Source organism: Ectopseudomonas khazarica, assembly GCF_004521985.1.
In the GTDB taxonomy this organism is placed as follows: Bacteria; Pseudomonadota; Gammaproteobacteria; order Pseudomonadales; family Pseudomonadaceae; genus Aquipseudomonas; species Aquipseudomonas khazarica.
The window spans coordinates 43,660-60,109 of sequence record NZ_SBHZ01000014.1; the positions used below are offsets into that span (position 1 = coordinate 43,660).

General features: G+C 66.5%; 15 protein-coding genes. 11 read left to right on the forward strand and 4 right to left on the reverse strand.

All coding sequences use genetic code 11. The features are described 5' to 3' along the window. Nucleotides 1–65 precede the first annotated feature (65 nt). The 3 genes from EPK82_RS18045 to EPK82_RS18055 are packed head-to-tail and all read left to right on the forward strand — an operon-like array spanning nucleotide 66 to nucleotide 3,503. Nucleotides 66–692, forward strand: coding sequence for a thiol:disulfide interchange protein DsbA/DsbL (locus tag EPK82_RS18045; protein WP_134677564.1), 627 nt, complete (start codon nucleotides 66–68; stop codon nucleotides 690–692). A 19-nt stretch (nucleotides 693–711) separates the two neighbouring features. Next, a complete protein-coding gene (locus EPK82_RS18050) occupies nucleotides 712–1,584 on the forward strand; it encodes an endonuclease/exonuclease/phosphatase family protein (protein ID WP_134677565.1) in 873 nt (290 codons plus the stop codon). 5 nt (nucleotides 1,585–1,589) lie between these two features. Further along, nucleotides 1,590–3,503: a GGDEF domain-containing protein gene (locus tag EPK82_RS18055; RefSeq protein WP_134677566.1), complete on the forward strand. Its 1,914-nt coding sequence runs from the start codon at nucleotides 1,590–1,592 to the stop codon at nucleotides 3,501–3,503. Between the two features lie 38 nt (nucleotides 3,504–3,541). On the opposite strand, the gene EPK82_RS18060 is transcribed toward EPK82_RS18055, so the two are convergent. Next, nucleotides 3,542–5,074: a nucleobase:cation symporter-2 family protein gene (locus EPK82_RS18060; protein ID WP_134677567.1), complete on the reverse strand. Its 1,533-nt coding sequence runs from the start codon at nucleotides 5,072–5,074 to the stop codon at nucleotides 3,542–3,544. A gap of 228 nt (nucleotides 5,075–5,302) precedes the next feature. Between EPK82_RS18060 and EPK82_RS18065 the strand changes: the two genes are divergently transcribed. Together EPK82_RS18065 and EPK82_RS18070 are read left to right on the forward strand one after the other, a co-directional pair. Then, nucleotides 5,303–5,893 carry a MarC family protein gene (locus tag EPK82_RS18065; RefSeq protein ID WP_037053937.1) on the forward strand — a complete coding sequence of 197 codons (591 nt, stop codon included), beginning with the start codon at nucleotides 5,303–5,305 and terminating at the stop codon, nucleotides 5,891–5,893. Next, nucleotides 5,890–6,681: an N-acetylmuramoyl-L-alanine amidase gene (locus EPK82_RS18070; RefSeq protein WP_134677568.1), complete on the forward strand. Its 792-nt coding sequence runs from the start codon at nucleotides 5,890–5,892 to the stop codon at nucleotides 6,679–6,681. The genes EPK82_RS18065 and EPK82_RS18070 overlap by 4 nt, the downstream gene beginning before the upstream one ends. On the opposite strand, the gene EPK82_RS18075 is transcribed toward EPK82_RS18070, so the two are convergent. Next, nucleotides 6,682–7,086 (reverse strand): DUF1330 domain-containing protein, encoded by a 405-nt coding sequence (locus EPK82_RS18075; RefSeq protein WP_134677569.1) that lies wholly within the window; start codon nucleotides 7,084–7,086, stop codon nucleotides 6,682–6,684. 117 nt (nucleotides 7,087–7,203) lie between these two features. Next, entirely contained in the window at nucleotides 7,204–7,599 is a 396-nt protein-coding gene (locus EPK82_RS18080; protein ID WP_134677570.1) for a response regulator, read from the reverse strand. A 130-nt stretch (nucleotides 7,600–7,729) separates the two neighbouring features. Here EPK82_RS18080 and EPK82_RS18085 point away from each other — a divergent pair, with 130 nt between their 5' ends. The 6 genes from EPK82_RS18085 to EPK82_RS18110 all read left to right on the forward strand — a co-directional run bounded on the left by EPK82_RS18085 (nucleotide 7,730) and on the right by EPK82_RS18110 (nucleotide 14,509). Continuing rightward, nucleotides 7,730–11,233 (forward strand): response regulator, encoded by a 3,504-nt coding sequence (locus tag EPK82_RS18085; RefSeq protein WP_134677571.1) that lies wholly within the window; start codon nucleotides 7,730–7,732, stop codon nucleotides 11,231–11,233. Then, complete coding sequence (locus tag EPK82_RS18090) at nucleotides 11,233–12,042, forward strand: CheR family methyltransferase (protein ID WP_037053926.1); 810 nt, start codon at nucleotides 11,233–11,235, stop codon at nucleotides 12,040–12,042. The genes EPK82_RS18085 and EPK82_RS18090 overlap by 1 nt, the downstream gene beginning before the upstream one ends. Next, nucleotides 12,039–12,650: a chemotaxis protein CheB gene (locus tag EPK82_RS18095; protein WP_134677572.1), complete on the forward strand. Its 612-nt coding sequence runs from the start codon at nucleotides 12,039–12,041 to the stop codon at nucleotides 12,648–12,650. Before EPK82_RS18090 ends, EPK82_RS18095 begins: the two co-directional genes overlap by 4 nt. Further along, nucleotides 12,644–13,831 carry a hybrid sensor histidine kinase/response regulator gene (locus tag EPK82_RS18100; protein WP_134677573.1) on the forward strand — a complete coding sequence of 396 codons (1,188 nt, stop codon included), beginning with the start codon at nucleotides 12,644–12,646 and terminating at the stop codon, nucleotides 13,829–13,831. Before EPK82_RS18095 ends, EPK82_RS18100 begins: the two co-directional genes overlap by 7 nt. A 175-nt stretch (nucleotides 13,832–14,006) precedes the next feature. After that, entirely contained in the window at nucleotides 14,007–14,306 is a 300-nt protein-coding gene (locus EPK82_RS18105; RefSeq protein ID WP_037053920.1) for a hypothetical protein, read from the forward strand. A gap of 17 nt (nucleotides 14,307–14,323) precedes the next feature. Further along, nucleotides 14,324–14,509 carry a PA3371 family protein gene (locus EPK82_RS18110; protein WP_037053918.1) on the forward strand — a complete coding sequence of 62 codons (186 nt, stop codon included), beginning with the start codon at nucleotides 14,324–14,326 and terminating at the stop codon, nucleotides 14,507–14,509. Nucleotides 14,510–14,643: 134 nt separating this feature from the next. On the opposite strand, the gene EPK82_RS18115 is transcribed toward EPK82_RS18110, so the two are convergent. Further along, nucleotides 14,644–16,440: an ATP-binding protein gene (locus EPK82_RS18115; protein ID WP_134677574.1), complete on the reverse strand. Its 1,797-nt coding sequence runs from the start codon at nucleotides 16,438–16,440 to the stop codon at nucleotides 14,644–14,646. Between the last annotated feature and the right edge of the window lie 10 nt (nucleotides 16,441–16,450).

Sequence of the window (16,450 nt, forward strand, 5' to 3'; positions counted from 1 at the left end):
GGTGCCAGCGAGTCATAGTCTCGAATCGCCACCAGGGCGACGCTTTCCAGCCAAGGAGTACCCCCATGCGTAACCTGATTTTCGGCGCCGCTCTGGCGATCAGCAGTCTTTTCGGCCTCAGCGCCCACGCCGAGCCGGTTGCCGGCCAGCAATACGTCGAGCTGAAAAGCCCGGTGCCGATCTCCAAACCGGGCAAGGTCGAGGTCGTCGAGCTGTTCTGGTATGGCTGCCCGCACTGCTATCAGTTCGAGTCGACCCTCAATCCCTGGGTCGAGGAGCTGCCGGAAGATGTCAACTTCGTCCGCGTCCCGGCGCTGTTCGGTGGCATCTGGAACGTGCACGGCCAGGCCTTCCTCACTCTGGAAAGCATGAAGGTCGAGGGCAAGGTGCATGACGCGGTGTTCAACGCCATCCACCAGGAGAAGAAGAAGCTGGCTTCCGCCGAAGAGTTCGCCGACTTCGTCGCCACTCAGGGCGTGGACCGCGACACCTTCCTCAGCACCTTCAACTCCTTCGCCGTCAAAGGTCAGATGGAAAAGGCCAAGAAGCTGGCCATGGCTTACCAGGTCACTGGCGTACCGGTGATGATCGTCGGCGGCAAGTACCGCTTCGACCTCGGCTCCTCCGGCGGCCCGCGTGAGGCCCTCGGTGTAGCCGACTACCTGATCGCCAAGGAACGCGCCGCGCTGTAAGCGGCCGCAGGCGCAAGACATGCTGCGCCGCTGGCGACAGACACGTACGGTTGGCCTGTGCGATCCACAGGTCAACCCGCAGTGTTCGCCACAGGGCGACTGGCCAGCCGACGGCCTGTTGCGCCTGCTCAGTTTCAACGTCCAGGTCGGCATCAATACCCAGCGTTACCATCATTACCTCACCCGTGGCTGGCAGCACCTGTTGCCTCACGCGGGGCGCGCCGGCAACCTGCAGCGCATCGGTGATCTGCTCGCCGATTTCGATCTGGTGGCCTTGCAGGAAGTCGACGGCGGCAGCCTGCGTTCCGGCTACGTCAATCAGGTCGAGTACCTGGCCCAGCAAGGCGCCTTCCCCTATTGGTACCAACAGCTCAATCGCAATCTCGGCCGCCTCGCCCAGCACAGCAACGGGGTGCTCAGTCGTCTGCGGCCGACGCTGCTGGAGGATCATCCGCTGCCGGGGCCGCCGGGTAGGGGCGCCATCTTCCTGCGCCTGGGCGAGGGTGAGCAGGCGCTCGGCGTGGTCATGATGCACCTGGCGCTGGGCGCGCGAACCCGCGTCCGGCAGCTGGCCTATATCCGCGAACGGGTCAGCGAGTTCCGCCACCTGGTGCTGATGGGGGACATGAACACCCATGCCGTCGACCTGCTGGAAAACTCCCCCTTGCGCGACCTCGGGCTGGTCGCGCCGCAGGCGCAGGCGACCTTCCCCAGCTGGCGCCCGCAGCGTTGCCTCGACCATATCCTGCTCAGCCCCGAACTGGAGCTGGGTCGCGTCGATGTCCTCAGCCAGCCGATTTCCGATCACCTGCCCGTGGCCGTGGAAATCCGCCTGCCGCAGGCCCAGAATACGGGGCAACTGCCTATGCTGAAGACGCCATCTGCCGAGTGAGCCGTATGAGCGAAGACGCGCAACGCTGGAAAGACAAATACCTGAGTAGCCTGGAGCGCCACGAAAAGCTCGAGCGCCGCTGGGAGTTGCGCCTGGATCTGCTGCGCCGGGGGCTGGTGCGCAGCAGTCTGGCTGCCGAGGGCGCCGACAAGGCGGTCGATCAGTGCATGCAGGAGATGCGCGATATCCTGCGGCGCGATGACATGGACGCGGCACTGGGTGGCCTGATCCCACGTCTGGAAAAGGCCGTGCTGGAATCCGAGCAGCGCCGTCAGAAGCGCGCTGCGGAGGCGGCCACTGCGCTGGCGCGCCTGGTCACGCAGTTACAGGACCTGGAGCCGCCCCGCGAGGTGCGCAAGGCGCTCAAGGCGCTGGGCAAACAGCTGGACGAGGCGGCCAGCCATCAGTACCTGCTGCCGGCCCTGCTCAGCCAGTTGAGCAATCTGCAGGCGCAGGCGCTGGCCGTGCAGCAGGCACCTGCGCAGGACCAACCCGGTTTGCTGCAGCGCCTGTTCGGCTCGCGCAACGAGAGTGCCAGCGACGCGCCCGTGACACCGGCGCCCGCACCCGCCGCCGATGTGCCGCCAGCGGCAGAGCCCGCCGCGCCGACGCTGCCTGTCGACGAGCCCTTGCCGGCCGCGCCTGCGCCTGCGTCAATTCCTGCACCTGCACCTGCACCTGCACCTGCACCTGCACCTGCACCTGCACCTGCACCTGCACCTGTCGCCGAGGCCGCTGCCGGTGCGGCGCCGGTGCGTCAGGAGGCCGCCGAGGTGCCGGCGGTACTCGACAGCCTGCCGGTACCGCCTGGCCTGGTCCCGCTGGATGACGAGGGTGATGGCCCGTTCTCCCTGCCCAGCAGCGAGCCGGGCTACAGCGCCGTGGCGCCGCATATCGCCAACAGCCTGCGCAACCTGCTCGACGAGCTGGACCTGCCGGCCAGCCACCTGCCGCAGGGCGAAGCCTTGCGCGAGCGCCTGGAGGGCAATCTCAACTGGTACGAGCTGGTGCCGGTACTGGACGACCTGGCGGTGCTGCTGCTGGCGATCAACAACGGCGGCCAGCGCGAGTTCGCCGGCTACCTGAAGCAGCTCAACGAGCGCCTGGCGGCCTTCATTCAGACCCTGAGCGAGGCGCACGAGGGCTACGGCGCTTCGGCGCAGAGCGCGCGCAACTTCAACCAGCAGTTGCAGGATCAGGTCACCGACCTGCAGAACAGCGTGCAGGAAGCGGTCGACCTGGACGCGCTCAAGCAGGCGCTGGAACAGCGCCTGGAAGGTCTGCTGCAGAGCGTCAGCAACCATCAGCGCCAGCGCGACAGCGCCGAGGACGATGTCGCCGAGCGCTTGCAGGGCCTGGTCAAGCGTGTCGCGGAAATGGAGAGCGAGGCGCAGCAGTTCCGTGCGCACATCGAGGAACAGCGGCAGAAGTCTCTGCTCGATCCCCTGACCGGCTTGCCCAACCGCGCCGCCTGGAGCGAGCGTCTCGAGCTGGAAGTCGCCCGTCGCCAGCGCTATGGCGGCCAGTTGCTGATGGCAGTACTGGACATCGATCACTTCAAGCGGATCAACGATGGCTACGGCCATCTGGCCGGGGATCGGGTGCTGAAGATCATCGCCGGTGAGTTGAACAGGCGCTTGCGCAAGACCGACTTCATCGCGCGCTTCGGCGGCGAGGAGTTCGTCCTGCTGGTACCGGCGACGCCGCTGGAGGGTGGCTTGCAGCTGCTCGAAACCCTGCGCAGCGCGGTCGAGGCCTGCCCGTTCCACTTCAAGGGCGAGCCGGTGACCATCACCCTCTCCGCCGGCATCGCCGAGTTCCGCGATGGTGAATCGGCCGAGACCACTTTCGAGCGCGCCGACCAGGCGCTGTATCGTGCCAAGGGTGCTGGCCGCAACCGGGTCGAGCAGGCCGCCTGATCAGTGAAGAGGCGGCGCTGCCTCGCGCGTGCGTCCCGCTAGGACGGTAGCTTCTCCTCGCTCCTGCCTGTCGCCGGGGTTGCCTCGGCGGTCCGTGGCCGAGGCGCGTGAGCCGCGTCCTCCTGCAACGGCACCTCGATGCCCTGTGCGTCGTACAGCTTGCCGCCGATGAAGTGATCGCCCTCGTGCAGGGCGGCGATGTCCTGGTAGCGCAGGCTGCGCTCGGTGCCGGCGACGAACACCGACTGCTGATCGGAGTTGCCGGCGGTGAAGTGGTTGAACAGCAGGTTGAGCAGGATGGCCATGACCGCAGCCGAGCTGATGCCCGAGTGGAAGATGGTTTCGAACCAGGCCGGGAAGTGGTGGTAGAAGCTCGGCATGGCGATGGGAATCATGCCGAAGCCGATCGAGGTCGCGACGATCACCAGGTTCATGTTGTTGCGATAGTCGACCTTGGCCAGGGTGCGGATGCCGCTGGCGGCGACCGTGCCGAACAGCACCAGGCCCGCACCGCCGAGCACCGAGGTGGGCACGGCGGCGATCACCCGACCAATGACCGGCAGCAGGCCGAGGGTGACCAGGATCAGGCCGCCGGTGGCCACCACGTAGCGGCTCTTCACGCCTGTCACGGCGACCAGCCCGACGTTCTGCGCGAAGGCGCTCTGGGTGAAGGAGCCGAACAGCGGCGCGACGACGCTGGCGATCATGTCTGCGCGCAGCCCGTTGCCGAGGCGCTTGGAGTCGACCCGGGTGTCGATGATGTCGCCCACCGCGAGGATGTCTGCCGAGGTCTCCACCAGGATCACCATCACCACGATCAGCATCGAGATGATCGCCGCCACCTTGAACACCGGTACGCCGAAATGCAGCGGCGTCGGGAAGGCCAGCAACGGGCCCGCGCCGACGCGGGAGAAGTCCGCCATGCCGAATGCCAGGGCCGCCAGGGTGCCGATCACCATGGCCAGGAGGATCGACAGGCGCGAGATGCTGGCGCTGCCGACCTTGCTCAGCAGCAGTACGGTGGCCAGGGTGAAGGCGGCCAGGCCGATGTTGGCCATGCTGCCGAAGTCCGCGGCCTGGCTGTTGCCGCCCATGGCCCAGCGGGCCGCGACCGGCATCAGGGTCAGGCCGATGGTGGTGATGACGATGCCTGTCACCAGCGGCGGGAAGAACCTGGTGATCTTGGAGAAGACCGGCGTGATCAGCAGGCCGATCAGCGCGGCGCCGATCACGGCACCGAACACCACCGGTAAACCGCCTTCGCCGCCGTTGGCACCGACTATGGCGACGATGGTGGCGACGCTGGCGAACGACACGCCCTGCACCAGCGGCAGCTGGCAGCCGAAGAACGGCAGGCCGAGCGTCTGCAGGAGCGTGGCGGCGCCGCCGACGAAGAGCGAGGCGGCGATCAGCAGCCCGATGTCGGCCGGCGTCAGGCCGGCCGCCTGGCCGACGATCAGGGGCACGGCGACGATGCCGCCGTACATGGTCAGTACGTGTTGCAGGCCGTAGAGCAGGTTGGAGCCAAGACCGAGGTTCTCGTCCTCGGGGCGCTGGGCGGGGGAGGTCATGGGAAACTACTCGCTGTTGTTCTTGTTGGGTCAATGTATACATTTTATGGGTTAAAAATCTAACTATTTGTATACATTTCTACGAGTGGTCTTTGTCAGGACGCCTCCCCTCGATCCGGTCACGAAGTTGCTTCGCTCCGGCCTGGCGCCCGCAGGCGGACCGTTACGTCCGCTCGCACCCGCCTGGCGCAACCCCTAGACTATGCGCACTAGCCACTGGAGGCGCCTATGGACATCTTCAGCATCGCCGTGCTGATCTTTCTGGTCACCGACCCCTTCGGCAACATCGCCATCTACATCGCTGCGCTGAAGAACGTCGAGCCTCGTCGGCGTCTGTGGGTGGCCGCGCGCGAGCTGCTGTTCGCCCTGGGACTGTTGCTGTTGTTCCTCACCTTTGGTGACAAATTCCTCACCGGACTCGGCCTGTCGCGTGAGGCAACCGCCATCGCCGGCGGTATCATCCTGTTCGTCATCGCCATGCGCCTGATCTTCCCCAGCCCGCAGGGGCTGCTCGGCGATGTACCGGATGGCGAGCCGATGCTGGTGCCGCTGGCGACGCCGGCCGTGGCCGGGCCCTCGGCCCTGGCGGTGCTGATGACCCTGCGCAACACCCATGTCGGGCCGATCTGGGAGCTGTATCTGGCCTTGATCCTGGCCTGGGCGGCGACGGCGTTCATTCTCCTGCAGGCTTCGTTCCTGCAGCGTTTTCTTGGTAATCGCGGGTTGATGGCGGTGGAACGGCTGATGGGCATGCTGCTGATCATGCTCAGCGTCGACATGCTGCTGGACAACCTGCAGAGTGTATTCGGTCACGCATGAAGTCTTTCTGCCTCGCTTTAATCGCTGTTCTGCTCGCGGGCTGCACGGGCGGCCTGCGCATCGATGACAGCCACACGGCCACTGGCCAGAACAGCCGCGTGCAGTACGTGGTGCTGCACTACACCTCCGCCGATCTGCAGCGCTCGCTCGATCTGCTGACGCACACCGAGGTCAGCAGTCACTACCTGATCGGCGATGCCCCGGCGACCGTCTACCGCCTGGTGGACGAGGACCGCCGCGCCTGGCATGCGGGGGTCAGCGAATGGCAGGGGCGCACCTGGCTGAACAGCACGACGATCGGCATCGAACTGGTCAACCAGGGTTATTACCAGACCGCTGCCGGGCGCTACTGGCAGCCCTTCTCGGCGCAGCAGATCGACAAGCTGATCGTGCTGCTCAAGGACATCGTCAAGCGTCACCAGTTGCCGCTGGGCTCGATCATCGCGCACAGCGATGTGGCGCCTCAGCGCAAGGTCGATCCGGGCCCGCTGTTCCCCTGGAAGCGCCTGGCCGACGAGGGGCTGGTGCCCTGGCCGGACGAGGCTGCGGTGGCGCGTCAGCAGGCGCTGTTCGCCCTCAGCCTGCCCAGCGTGGAGTGGTTCCAGGAGCAGCTGGCGCGCAACGGCTACACGGTGCCTCGGCAGGGTGAGCTGGACGAGGCGACGCGCAATGTCATCGCCGCCTTCCAGATGAAGTACCGCCCGGCCAACTACGATGGCCAGCCCGATGCCGAGACCGCCGCACGCTTGCTGGTGCTGAACCAGCAGAACGCCGCCCGCCGGGAGTGATCAGACCGGCGTCGTGCCGATCAGGCGCGAGTCGGCCAGCGCGGCACTGCGATGCACCGTCGCGGCCTGGTACTCGGGATCGGCGAGCATGGCGAGAAAGGCGCTGGAGGATGGATAGCGCACCAGCAGGACCTGGTCCCAGTGCTCGTCGTTTGGCGCGATGACGGCGACATGGGCCGTGCCCAGCCACTGCACTTCGCCACCGACGCCGCGCACCTTGGCCAGCGCCGTACGGCTGTAGCGCGCGTAGGCCTCGCGCCCGCTGCAGGGCGTCTCGTCACTGCCCGAGGGGTAGTTCGCCTGGGGGCTGAAACGCAGCAGGTTGAGCATCACGATCGGCGTATCGGCCGGCATCGCTTCGGCGAATGCGCGCATCTGTTCGCGGCTGGGGTTGAGGCTGGGCATGGCGACTCCCTCGGTGGCTGATCGAGTCAGCCTGGAGGTGAGTCGTGCCGGCAGGCAAGCGCTATCGATGAGGATGATGACCGACGATGCATGGCGGCGCCTGCCGTCGTCGTGGCCTCAGGCCTCGAGCAACTCGCTCAGGCGGCTGGCCAGCAGCGCGAAGTCGTAGGGCTTGACGATGCTGGCCGTGGCGGCCCCGGCATCGCGGCTGCGCACTTCCTCCAGCAGTTCCCGCTCTGCATAGCCGCTGGCGAACAACACTGGCAGGGTCGGCCGCATCTGGCGGGCGTTCTGCACCAGTTCGCGGCCGTCCATGCCGGGCAGGCCGATGTCGCTCATCAGCAGGTCGACGGCCTGGTCGCCGCGCAGCAGTTCCAGTGCGCTGGGGGCGTCGCGCAGGGCGTGCACGCGATAGCCGAACTCTTCGAGAACCTCCACGGTCAGGTGGCGAACGACGTCATCGTCCTCGACCAGCAGAATGGTCTTCTCGGCAGCGGAATCGGTCGCGGTCATGGGGCTCTCTGTTTGGGCGCGCAGAAGACGCAAATGTTTGGCAAACTTCCGGGTCTGCACATGGTCAGTTTGCCACAGGCCACCTCCCACTTATAAGCAGCAGCGAGACAATCATCGAATGGACGCCCCAATGTCGAATGAGTCCGCCATGGACGAGGCTGGTTTTCGCCGAATCCTCAATCGCAATGTCGGGCTGCCCCTCGGTCTGGGGCTGGTAGGCGCACTGTTCTTCGCCGTGCTGATTGGCTACCTGCTCAACGTGATGCGCTGGGTCGAGCATTCCGACCAGGTGCTCAACCGGGCCAGCGAGGTGTACAAGCTGACGCTGGACATGGAGACCGGGATGCGCGGTTTCCTGCTCAGTGCTGACGAGAACTACCTGGCGCCCTACGAACTCGCACGCGGCAAGTTCGGCCCGCTGACCGAGCAACTCGCCGAGATCGTCGTCGACAATCCGTCGCAGATACAGCGCATCGAGCGTCTGCGCGCCTTGCAGGAACAATGGGACACCTATGCCGAGGAGGTGATCGTCAGCCGTCGCGACGGTGGCGACTTCCTCGGTGACGTCGGCAGTGGGCGCGGCAAGAACCTCATGGATGGCATGCGCCGCGAGCTGGACACCTTCATCAGCGGCGAGCGTGAGCTGCGCCAGCAGCGCAACGCCGAGGTCAGCACGGGCACGCTGTGGGGCGCCGGCACCTACCTGGTGATCAGCATCCTGTTCAGCGCGCTGCTCGCGCTGTTCGGCCGCCGCGAACTGATGAACCTCTCGAGCACCTATGCACAGGCCATGGCCAGGCAGGCGGACTTCGCGGTGAAGCAGGGCGACCAGGCCTGGCTGGGCGCCGGCCAGACCCAGCTGGCGGAACGCCTGCTCGGCCAGCCGCGGGTGCAGGAGCTGGCCGACCGCTCGCTGGAGTTCCTCGCCGAGTACCTCGACTGCGTGGTCGCGGCGCTCTATCTGCGCGATGCCCAGAGCGGCGACCTGCAACGCGTGGCCGGTTACGGCTTCAGTGAGGACGCCAGCTTCAAGGAACAGTTCTACCGGGGCGAGGGTCTGGTCGGGCGGGCCGCCCAGGGGCGTCGCCCGGTCTACCTGGACAGTCTGCCGGGCGACTACATCAAGGTCGCCTCCAGCCTCGGCGAGGGCCTGCCCGTCAGCGTTGCCCTGGTGCCGCTGCAGTCCGAGGACCGTATCAACGGTGTGGTCGAGCTGGCCTTCATGCGCCAGCTGGATGCGCGTGAGCGCGAGTTCCTCGGGGCCATCGCCAGCAACGTCGGCACCGCGCTGGAGGCGGCGCGCTATCGCCAGCGCCTGCAGGAAGTCCTGGGCCAGACCCAGCAGCTCAACGAGGAGCTGCAGACCCAGCAGGAAGAGCTGCGCGCCGCCAACGAAGAGCTCGAGCAGCAGGCCAACGTGCTCAAGGAGTCCCAGGCGCACCTGGAAACCCAGCAGGCCGAGCTGGAACAGACCAACGAGAAGCTGGCCGAGCAGACCCAGGTGCTCGCCGACCAGCGCGACGAGCTGGATCAGCGCAACACTACCCTGGGCCGTATCCAGGCGCAGCTGGAGGAGCGTGCCGAGGAGCTGCAGCGGGCCAGCCGCTACAAGTCCGAGTTCCTCGCCAACATGAGCCATGAGCTGCGCACGCCGTTGAACAGCTCGCTGATCCTGGCCAAGCTGCTGGCGGAGAACCCGGCGGGCAACCTCAACGAGGAGCAGGTCAAGTTCGCCGAGTCGATCTACTCCGCCGGCAACGACCTGCTCAACCTGATCAATGACATTCTCGACATCGCCAAGGTCGAGGCCGGCAAGCTCGAGGTTCGTCCCGAGCGCACGCAGCTGGCCGGCATGCTCGAGGGCCTGCGCGACGTGTTCGGGCCGCTGGCCCGTGAACGCGGCCTCGGCTTCGAGATCCTCCTGCAGGGCGACCTGCCGGACGTGCTGTTCACCGACCGCCAGCGCGCCGAGCAGATCCTGCGCAACCTGCTGTCCAACGCCTTCAAGTTCACCGAGCGTGGCGGTGTCACGCTGAGCGTGGCGCGGCAGGACGGCCAGACGCTGGCGTTCGCCGTGCGTGACACCGGCATCGGCATTGCCGCGGACCAGCAGGAGGTGATCTTCGATGCCTTCCGCCAGGCCGACGGCACCACCAACCGGCGCTATGGCGGCACCGGCCTGGGGCTGTCCATTTCGCGCGATCTGGCGGGCCTGCTCGGCGGCAGCATCGCGGTGGCCAGCGTGCCAGGCGAGGGCAGCACCTTCACCCTGGTACTGCCCGAACAGTTGCTGGAAAGCGCCGGCCCGCTGCCGTCGAGCGCGCTCGCGCCGGCGCCCGTGCCCGTGGCGCCGGCGCCTGTTGCACTGCCCGCTGCCTCCACTGGCGTCGTCGCACCACGCCCGCCGGCGCCGTTCGCGGATGACCGCGAGCAACTCGGCGAGCGCGGTGGCCGCCGCGTGCTGGTGGTGGAGGACGAGGTGCGCTTCGCGCGCATTCTCTTCGACCTGGCGCATGAGCTGGGCTACGCCTGCCTGGTGGCGACCTGCGCCGACGAGGGCCTGGAGCTGGCCCAGCAGTTCCGCCCCGATGCCATCCTGCTCGACATGCGCCTGCCCGACGGCTCCGGCCTGGGCGTGCTGCAACGCCTGAAGGACGACGCGCAGACCCGCCACATCCCCGTGCATGTGGTGTCGGTGGATGACCACAGCGAAGCGGCCCTGCACCTGGGCGCCGTCGGCTATGCGCTCAAACCGACCAGTCGCGATCAGCTCAAGGACGTGTTCGGCAAGCTCGAAGCCAAGCTCAACCAGCAGGTCAAGCGCGTGCTGCTGGTGGAGGACGATCCCCTGCAGCGCGACAGCGTCGCCCGCCTGATCGGCGACGAAGACATCGAGATCACCGCCGTGGCGCTGGCCGGCGAGGCGCTGGACAAGCTGCGCGACACGGTCTTCGACTGCATGATCATCGACCTCAAGCTGCCCGACATGCAGGGCAACGAACTGCTGCGGCGCATGGCCGAGGAAGACATCTGCTCCTTCCCGCCGGTGATCGTCTACACCGGGCGCAACCTGACCCGCGACGAGGAAGCCGAGCTGCTCAAGTACTCGCGCTCGATCATCATCAAGGGCGCGCGCTCGCCGGAGCGCCTGCTCGATGAGGTCACCCTGTTCCTGCACAAGGTCGAGGCCGAGCTGTCCAGCGAGCACCAGAAGATGCTCAAGACCGCACGCAGCCGCGACAAGCTGTTCGAGGGGCGGCGCCTGCTGCTGGTCGACGATGACGTGCGCAACATCTTCGCCCTCTCCAGCGCCCTGGAGCAGAAGGGCGCAACGGTGGTGGTCGCGCGCAACGGCATCGAGGCGCTGGCCAAGCTGCGTGAGCACGACGACGTCGACCTGGTGCTGATGGACGTGATGATGCCGGAGATGGACGGCTACGAGGCCACCCGGCAGATCCGCCAGCAGGCGCGCTGGAACAACCTGCCGATCATCGCGGTGACGGCCAAGGCGATGAAGGATGATCAGGAGCGCTGCCGTGAGGCGGGTGCCAACGACTACCTGGCCAAGCCCATCGACCTGGACCGCCTGTTCTCCCTGATCCGCGTGTGGATGCCCAAGCTGGAGCGTCTCTGATGCCTGACGAGATCGAGCTGCGCCTGCTGATCGAGGCGATCTACCTGCGTTACAGCTACGACTTTCGCGACTACTCCAAGGCGTCGCTGAAGCGCCGCGTGCGTCAGGCCCAGGCCCAGCTGGAGTGCCCGACCATCTCCGCGCTGCAGGAGCGCATCCTGCACGAGCCGCAGGCGTTCATGCAGTTGCTGCAGTACCTCACCATCCCGGTCAGCGAGATGTTCCGTGACCCCGGGTATTTCCTCGCACTGCGCGAACAGGTGGTGCCGCTGTTGCACACCTACCCGTCGCTGAAGATCTGGGTGGCCGGCTGCAGTACCGGAGAGGAGGTGTATTCCCTGGCCATCCTGTTGCACGAGGAAGAGCTGCTGGAGCGCACCATGATCTACGCCACGGACATCAACCCGCATTCGCTGGAGAAGGCCGAGCAGGGCATCTTCGCGCTCGACAACCTGCGTACCTACACCCAGAACTACCAGCTGTCCGGTGGCAAGCGGGCCTTCTCCGATTACTACTCGGCGGCCTATGACCGGGTGCTGTTCGACAAGTTTCTGCGCAGCAACGTGACCTTCGCCGACCACAGCCTGGCCACCGACAGCGTGTTCGCCGAGACCCACCTGGTGTCGTGCCGCAACGTGCTGATCTACTTCAACCGCGACCTGCAGGACCGCGCCCTCGGCCTGTTCCATGAGTCGCTGTGCCACCGTGGTTTCCTCGGCCTGGGCAGCAAGGAAAGCCTGGACTTCTCCGCCTACGCCCAGCAGTTCGAGGCGGTCTCGCGCCCCGAGCGGATCTTCCGCAAGCGATGAGCAGCCAACGGATCAACCTGCGCGGGCAACTGCGTGCGCCGCTGCAGGCCCTGCTCATCGGTGCCTCGGCCGGCGGCGTGGAGGCGCTGTTGCAGCTGCTCGAGGACCTGCCGGCCGATTACCGGCTGCCGGTGGTCTGCCTGCTGCATGTGCCGGACCGCAACGACAGTCTGCTCGCCGAACTGCTCGCGCGGCGCCTGCAACTGCCGGTCAAGGAGGCCGAGGACAAGGAATACCTGTGTGGCGGCAGGGTCTATGTGGCGCCTGCCGGGTATCACCTGTCCATCGAGGGAGATCGCAGTTTCTCCCTGAGTCGCGAGGAGCCGCGGCATTTCTCCCGGCCGTCGATCGACATCCTCTTCGAGTCTGCCGCCGATGCCTACGGCGAATACCTGGCCGCTGCGCTGCTCACCGGCGCCAATGAAGACGGTGCGCTCGGCCTGCTGGCCGTCCAGCGAGCCGGTGGCCTGGCTCTGGTGCAGGACCCCGCCGACGCCCAGGTGCCCACCATGCCGGAAGCAGCGCTGGCGCTGTTGCAACCGGACTTCCTTCTCCCCATCGCCGCCATGCGCGTACTGCTGAATGAACTGGATGCCCCGCCATGCTAAGGAAGATTGAAGCCAAGGTGCTGATCGTCGACGACCTGCCGGAGAACCTGCTGGCCCTGCGCTCGCTGATCCAGAGCGAGGACCGCACGGTGTTCGAAGCCAACAGTGCCGACGATGCGCTGTCGCTGCTGCTCGAGCACGAGTTCGCCCTGGCCATTCTCGACGTGAAGATGCCGGGCATGAACGGTTTCGAACTGGCCGAACTGATGCGCGGCACGGAGAGGACCAAGCACATCCCGATCATCTTCGTCAGCGCCGTTGGCCGGGACATGGACTACGCCTTCCGTGGCTACGAGAGCGGTGCGGTGGACTTCCTGCACAAGCCGCTGTCGCCCTTCGAGGTGCGCAGCAAGGTGGCGATGTTCGTCGAGCTGTACCGCCACCGCAAGGCGCTGAGCATGCAACTGGAAGTGGTCGAGGCGGCGCGCCGCGAGCAGGAGGCCCTGCTCACCGAACTGCGCGAAACCCAGGCCGAGCTGCAGAAGGCGGTGCAGATGCGCGACGTGTTCATGTCCATCGCCTCCCATGAGCTGCGCACTCCGCTCAACGGCCTGATCCTCGATGTGCAACTGCGCCGGTTGCGCCTGGAGCAGGGCCGGGAGGACGCATTCACACCGGAAAAACTGCAGGAGATGATCACGCGTGACGAACGGCAGATTCGCAGCCTGAGCCGCCTGATCGACGACATGCTGGATGTCTCGCGCATTCGCACCGGCAAGCTCTCGGTGCGTCCGCAGCCGGGCGATCTCGGCGTGCTGGCCGCAAACGTGGTGGAAAGCCTGGCCGCGCAGTTCAGCGCCACCGGCTGCCAGGTCGACCTGAGGGTGGACGGCCCGGCCCCGGTGCTGATGGACGAGTTCCGCATCGAGCAGGTGCTGGCCAACCTGCTGACCAATGCGCTGCGCTACGGCGGTGGCAAGCCGGTGTCCGTGCGGGTGAGCGCCGAGGGCGATGCCGTGCGCGCCGAGGTCCGTGATCAGGGCATGGGCATCTCCGAAGCGGATCAGCGTCGCGTGTTCGAACAGTTCGAGCGGGTCGGCGACAGCGCTGTCGCGCAGGGCCTGGGGCTTGGCCTGTTCATCAGCGAACAGATCGTCCAGGCGCACGGCGGCCGTATCGAGCTGAGCAGTCGCCTTGGCGAGGGCTCCTGTTTCAGCGTCGTGCTGCCGCGTCGCGGCTGATCGTGCATTTTGCACGTGTCGTACTTCGTGCATCTTGCAAAGTGCATGGGGGTGGCGCTTTGAGATTGCATTAAGTTATTGATTTATAAGGATATTTTTATTCGTTTGGTGTTGGCATGAGCGCTGCAAATTCAGTCATGTAAGTCCTCGACTGATCTGCTAATGGAGAAGCGTCATGTACATCGTCCGAATGAGCCTGTTCTGCATCACTGCATTGCTGGTCAACGGGGCTTACGCCACGGACTTCACGGGTTCGGCAGGGGCCATGGCGCGTACCGCCGAACTGACGGTGCCCAGTGCGCAGGCCTGGACCTCTGGCTCCGCCGTGCGCTCGGAGGCGCCTGGCAGCCTGCGCCAGCCCGCTGCCCGCAGCACCGAGGATGACGGCCAGTGGCTGCGCACCGCCAGCGACGGCAAGACCGCTACCGCCAACCGTGAGCCGCGCCCTGCCAGCAGCCCGCGCTGGGTATTTTGAGCGACAGGAGTCCCGCCATGTCCAGAAGCGCTTTCCTGTTGTTGATCATGACGCTGCTCAGCCTCGCCGTGCTGTGGCTGAGCCCAGGCCTGGAGGGCAGCCTTGCGCTGCTGCTCAAGGGCGCCTGCGCGCTGTTCGCCCTGGCCTTCCTGGTGGCCTTGATGCTCGGGCGTCGTATCAAGTTCGACCCGGTGCTGCGCTGACCCGTTCGTTCATCACCTGACGCCAGCGAAGACGCCACACGCAGTCTTGCGGCATTTCAGCCCTCTCCCCCAACCCCTCTCCCATGAATGGGAGAGGGGAGCCAAAGCTGTTCGCACGCAGTGCGGCGTTTTCGTCACACCGGCAGGCTGAAGTAGAACAGCGCCCCTTCGCCGGGGCTCGAGTCGACCTTGAGCTGACCGCCGTGCAGCTGGACGATTTCCCGCGCCAGTGCCAAGCCCAGGCCGACGCCGCCCTTGCGCCTGCCGACCTGAACGAACGGCTCGAAGATACGGCTCTGCTGGCCGAAGGGAATGCCTTCGCCTGCGTCCTGCACGCTGACGATCACCTGTTCGCCGCTGCGCCGTGCCTGCAGCCGCACGGTGCCGCCGGGATTGCTGTAGCGCAGGGCGTTGCTGAGCAGGTTGTCGAGCAGGCGCGACACCTGTTCGGCGTCGACATTGATCGCGGGCAGTGCCTCGTGGATCTCACTGACCAGGGCGACCTCACGCTCCTGGGCTTCGTCTGCGCAGCGCTGCAGGGCGTCCTGGATCAGGCCGGCGGGGTCCTGCGGGGTGCGCTGCAGGGTCTGCACACCGTTCTGGTAGCGCGAGAAGTTGAGCAGGTCGTCGATCAGCTGTACCAGGCGGTGCATCTCTTCGTCGACGGTGCGCATCAGGTCCTGCTCGCGGCCTCCTGCGGGCAGCTGCAGGCGTTCGCGCAGCAGGCTGAAGGCCATGTGCATGCCGGTTATGGGCGTACGCAGCTCGTGGGAGGCGCGCAGGATGAACTCGCTGCGCACGCGCTCGAAGGCGCGCTGCTTGGTGACGTCGCGCAACACCATCACCGCCCCGACACTGCCGCCCTCGCTGACCTGCACCGGCGTCAGTGCCCAGGCCAGCAGGCGCGTCTCGCCGTCGCGCTCGATCTGCAGGTCGGCGGGCGGCTCGCTGAGCAGTTCGCCAGCGAGCACCTGGTGCAATGCCTCTTCCACGGCGTGACCGGGCAGCAGCGGGCCGATGCTCTGCCCCAGCAGGTCGGTGTGCCAGGACAGCTGGCGCAACGCGACCGGGTTGGCGTGCTCGATACGGCCGTGTGCGTCGAGAATCACCAGGCCGTCGTCGATGCTGTCGAGTACTGCCTTCAGACGCCCCTGGCTGCTGAGCAGCTGGTTGAGGTTGCTCGAGTGATACTCGCGCAGGGCCTCGATCATCAGGCCGAAACGGCGGCTCAGCAGGGCCAGCTCGGCCACTGGCGACACGGGCAGGACGACGTCGTACTGGCCACGCCCGATCTGGTCGGCCGCTCGGGCCAGCAGGTCGATGGGCGCGCCGAAGCGGCGGGCGATGCCATGGGCGGTGAGCACGCCGATGATCAGTACTGCCACGCCGATCAGGGCGAGCAGGGCGGCGATCAGCTGTGAGCGCTCGGCGGCCTGCTGCTCGGCCTCGCTGACCCGCTCGATCACCTGGTTCTGCAGGTCCAGCAGGTGCTGGCGCAGGTTCTGGAAGGCTTCGCTGAAGGGATCGTAGTTGGCCAGGGCATGGGGCGACTGACCGGCGGGTGTGCCGGCGCTGGCGGCCTGTACCATCTGCTGGTGCAGCACGGCCGCCTGCTCGAGGCCACGGCTGTAGCGCTTGCCCAGGTTGGCGGCGATACCTCGGTCGAGGGTGGCCACGAAGGCCTGGCGGCTGCTGGCAAGCTGTTCCGGCTTGGGCGTGTCGCCGATCAGGATCAGCAGCTCCTCGCCCAGGTGCTGGCGCAGCTTCTGGCCGATCTCCACGGCGCTGAAGCCCCGCTGGATCAGCTCGCTCTGGCTGCTGGCCATCTGCGTGACGCTGAACAGCCCCAGGAGCAGGCCGAGCAGGGCGACGGTGATCAGCGCGGAGATGCTGAGGAACAGCCGGGTGCGAAGCTTCATCGGCAGCTGCATGGTGATCCCA